General features: G+C 62.1%; 1 protein-coding gene and 2 pseudogenes. All 3 read left to right on the forward strand.

Features of this window, described 5'->3' with window-relative positions; all coding sequences use genetic code 11:
• Nucleotides 1-316 precede the first annotated feature (316 nt).
• Nucleotides 317-508 (forward strand): annotated as a pseudogene (locus C9413_RS33920) (DNA-protecting protein DprA); the annotation flags it as partial.
• A 410-nt stretch (nucleotides 509-918) separates the two neighbouring features.
• Nucleotides 919-3,579 carry a type I DNA topoisomerase gene (topA, locus tag C9413_RS28440; protein ID WP_039844588.1) on the forward strand — a complete coding sequence of 887 codons (2,661 nt, stop codon included), beginning with the start codon at nucleotides 919-921 and terminating at the stop codon, nucleotides 3,577-3,579.
• Between the two features lie 2 nt (nucleotides 3,580-3,581).
• A pseudogene (locus tag C9413_RS28445) lies at nucleotides 3,582-4,362 on the forward strand (ribonuclease R); the annotation flags it as partial.

Raw genomic sequence — 4,362 nt, forward strand, 5'->3', positions numbered from 1 at the left:
CCTCATGAGTGGGACGGAGAGCAAGATCGGGGCAAAGGGATAAGATGGCCGCGGCAAGGGCAAGGCCGAAGGGAATTGCGCTGACGAAAAGGCACGGATTGCCTGGCTGCGGCTGATCGCTCCGACAATGCCCGCCCACCTTCCGCGACCTCATCAATCATTTCGGCTGGAGCAAACCGCGCTCGGTGCTCTCGTCGCGCGGCGGTGCGACGCGCGCCGAAGCCGAGGCATATCGGGAACTGGAACTGGTGCAAATTCGGCGCCCCTTCGTCGACGTGAGACAGATCGAAAGTGCCCCGCTGGCGGAAGGGACATGGTGCCACCCGATGTTTTCGAGCGCGCCAGGATTGCCGATGCGCTGGGGCCGAGGCCAGTCCAGATCGATACGATCACCCGGCACGCCGGGCTCTCCGCCTCGGCGATTATCGCGTTTCTGCTTGAGCTTGATATCGGCGCAAGGCTGCACCGGCATGCCGGCTGCCTCGTCTGCCTTGCGATGGGCGATTGAGCTTCCTACATGCGGTTCGTGAGGCTCGGCCTCGACATAGGCCATCTCGAGCAGACAGCACGGCATGATCCACCTCTTCCTTTTCGGCGACATTTGGCGGATGGGTGCGATTTTTCCCCGCGGGGCCGATCCATCGCTGTTCTTCCTTTCAACCTTGGGCCCCATGAGGGTGGTCTCTGGACGATTTCGGACCGCTGCTTGCAATAACCCTGGCCGCACTTGAAAAACGGGCACCGCAAATTGCAATGCGTTCTTAACCTCTCTTTGGTTGCACTGGATGTAACGCCTAAATTCAGCAAACCCCTTGACCGGAACGATTTCCCTGTCCATGTCGGAGGGCCGGTATTCTTCGAGCGGCAAGTATTACGCTCTTCTCCTCGCCGGGCGCGGTAGTTTTTTAGAGAATCATGATGAATGTTGTAGTGGTGGAATCGCCTGCCAAGGCCAAGACGATCAACAAGTATCTGGGCTCCGGATACAAGGTGCTCGCCTCCTTCGGCCATGTGCGCGATCTGCCTGCCAAGGACGGCTCTGTTCTTCCTGACCAGGACTTCGAAATGCTTTGGGAGGTCGACAGCGCCTCGGCCAAGCGCATGAAGGATATCGCAGACGCGGTGAAGTCTTCCGACGGGCTCATCCTCGCGACCGACCCGGATCGCGAAGGTGAAGCGATCTCCTGGCACGTGCTCGACGTCCTGAACAAGAAGCGCTTGCTCAACGGCAAGTCGGTGAAGCGCGTCGTCTTCAACGCCATCACCAAGAAGGCGGTTCTGGACGCGATGGCCGAGCCCCGGGACATCGACGTACCGCTGGTCGATGCCTATCTCGCACGCCGCGCGCTGGATTACCTCGTCGGCTTCAATCTTTCGCCGGTTCTCTGGCGCAAATTGCCGGGCGCCCGTTCGGCCGGTCGCGTGCAATCGGTTGCGCTGCGTCTCGTCTGCGACCGCGAAACCGAGATCGAGCGCTTCATCTCGGAAGAATACTGGAACATCTCGGCCCTCCTGAAGACGCCGCGCGGGGATGAATTCGAGGCCAAGCTGGTTGCAGCCAATGGCAAACGGTTGCAGGCGCGATCGATCGCCAATGGCGAAGACGCCGCCAAGCTGAAATCCCTGCTCGAGGGTGCAGCCTATGTCGTCGACAGCGTCGAGGCAAAGCCCGTCAAGCGCAACCCGGGACCGCCGTTCACGACTTCGACGCTGCAGCAGGCGGCCTCCTCCAAGCTTGGTTTCTCCGCATCGCGCACGATGCAGATCGCCCAGAGACTCTACGAGGGTGTTGATATCGGCGGCGAGACGGTCGGTCTCATCACTTATATGCGTACCGATGGCGTGCAGATGGCACCCGAGGCGATCGATGCGGCGCGACGCGCCATCGTCGATCAGTTCGGCGAGAGCTACATGCCGGAGAAGGCCCGTTTCTATTCCACCAAGGCGAAGAACGCCCAGGAAGCGCACGAAGCAATCCGTCCGACGGATTTCTACCGTTCGCCTGACCGTGTGCGGAAATTCCTCGATGCCGATCAGATCAAGCTCTACGACCTGATCTGGAAGCGCGGCATTGCGAGCCAGATGGCCTCGGCCGAAATCGAGCGCACGACGGCCGAAATCATTGCTGACAACAATGGCCAGAAGGCTGGCCTGCGCGCCGTCGGATCCGTCATCCGGTTTGACGGCTTCATTGCCGCTTACACCGACCAGAAGGAAGACGGCGAACAGAGCGACGAGAGCGACGAAGGCGGCCGCCTGCCGGAGATCAATGCGCGCGAGAACCTCGCAAAGCAGAAAATCAACTCGACGCAGCACTTCACCGAACCGCCGCCGCGCTATTCGGAAGCGACACTGATCAAGAAGATGGAAGAGCTCGGCATCGGCCGTCCCTCCACCTATGCCGCGACGCTCGCAACGCTCCGCGACCGCGAATATGTGACGATCGACAAGCGCAAGCTGATCCCCCATTCCAAGGGACGGCTGGTGACGGCGTTCCTCGAGAGCTTCTTCACCAAATATGTCGAATACGATTTCACCGCAGACCTTGAAGAGAAGCTCGACCGGATCTCGGCAGGCGAGCTCAACTGGAAACAGGTGCTTCGCGATTTCTGGAAGGATTTCTTCTCGCAGATCGAGGATACAAAGGAACTGCGCGTCACCAATGTGCTCGACTCTCTGAACGAACAGCTGGCGCCGCTCGTCTTCCCGAAGCGGGAGGACGGTAGCGATCCGCGCATCTGCCAGGTCTGCGGTACCGGCAACCTGTCGCTGAAGCTCGGCAAATACGGCGCCTTCGTCGGCTGCTCGAACTATCCGGAATGCAACTACACCCGCCAGCTCACCTCGGAAAACGGCGCAGAAGCCGAAGGTGGGGCACAAAACGAACCGAAGAACCTCGGCGCCGATCCGGTGACCGGCGAGGAGCTGACGCTGCGCTCCGGCCGCTTCGGCCCTTACATCCAGCGCGGCGACGGCAAGGATGCCAAGCGCGCTTCGCTGCCGAAGGGCTGGAAGCCGGAAGACATCGACTACGAGAAGGCGATGGCGCTGATCTCGCTGCCGCGTGACATCGGCAAGCACCCGGAAACCGGCAAGATGATCTCCTCCGGTATCGGGCGCTACGGGCCATTCCTGCTGCATGACGGCGGCTATGCCAATCTGGAAAGCGTCGAGGACGTGTTTTCGATCGGTCTCAACCGTGCGGTAACGCTGATTGCCGAGAAGGCGAACAAGGCTCCGGGCGGCCGCGGGCGTGGAACACCGGCGGCTCTCAAGGAGTTGGGCGAGCATCCGGATGGCGGCGCAATCATCGTTCGTGACGGCAAGTATGGTCCCTATGTGAGCTGGGGCAAGGTGAACGCCACGCTGCCGAGGGGCAAGGATCCGCAGGCAATCACGGTCGAGGAGGCGCTGGCCCTGATCGCGGCCAAGGCCAGCAAGGCGCCGGCGGCCAAGGGCAGAGCAAAACCGAAGGCAAAGGCTGCCGCTTCCGAAGGCAAGGCGATGAAAAGCGCCGCCAAGCCCAAGGCTAAAGCCGCTGCGAAAGCGAAATCGCCCGCGAAAACGAAGAAGAGCTGAGAGTGAGCAGGAATCCGCGCGAAAGAACGAAGACCATGGGCAAGCGCCCGGGGAAGATCGGCCGCGCGAGCCGCGATGCCGCTCCCGTCGAACCGCTAAACATCGTGCACGGCGCATTGCCGTCGCGGGAAGTCATTTTGCGCTTCATCGCCGAACATCCACAAAAGGCGTCCAAACGCGAGCTCGCCAAGGCCTTCGGCCTCAAGGGCGACAGCCGTGTCGAACTCAAGCACATGCTACGGGACCTCGAACAGGAAGGCATGCTGCAGAAGACACGGAAGTCGCTGATCCGGCCGGGCGCACTGCCGCCCGTAACCGTTCTCGACATCACCACACGCGACAAGGACGGCGAACTGATCGCCCGGCCGGCGGAATGGCCGGAGGATCAGGGCGTTGCGCCTGCCGTCGCGATCCGCCAGACGTCGCCTGCCGGACGTCAGGGCAAGGGAAAGACACCCGTTGCCGGGATGGGCGACCGCGTCGTGGCGAAGATTTTCCCGGCGGCTGACCGCGGCGGACCGGCCTATACCGCGCGCATCATCAAGATCATCGACAAGCGCCGCGGCGCGACCATGGGTGTTTTCCGCACCGCCCCCGGCGGCGCCGGACGGCTGCTGCCGATCGAACGGCGCGGCGAAGAAATGCTGATCGATCCGGACTATACCGGCGACGCCAAGGACGGCGACCTCGTCGAAGTCGAGATCGCGCGCCTCGGACGCTTCGGCCTGCCGCGCGCAAAGGTGCGGTCGGTCGTCGGTTCCGGCGCCTCGGAAAAGGCGAGCT

The organism is Rhizobium sp. SEMIA 4085 (genome assembly GCF_013004495.1).
Taxonomy (GTDB): Bacteria; Pseudomonadota; Alphaproteobacteria; order Rhizobiales; family Rhizobiaceae; genus Rhizobium; species Rhizobium gallicum.

What these genes read in the sequence shown, in the direction of transcription:
- topA (WP_039844588.1), top strand. Translation starts at nt 919, where the DNA reads ATGAATGTTGTAGTGGTGGAATCGCCTGCCAAGGCCAAGACGATCAAC.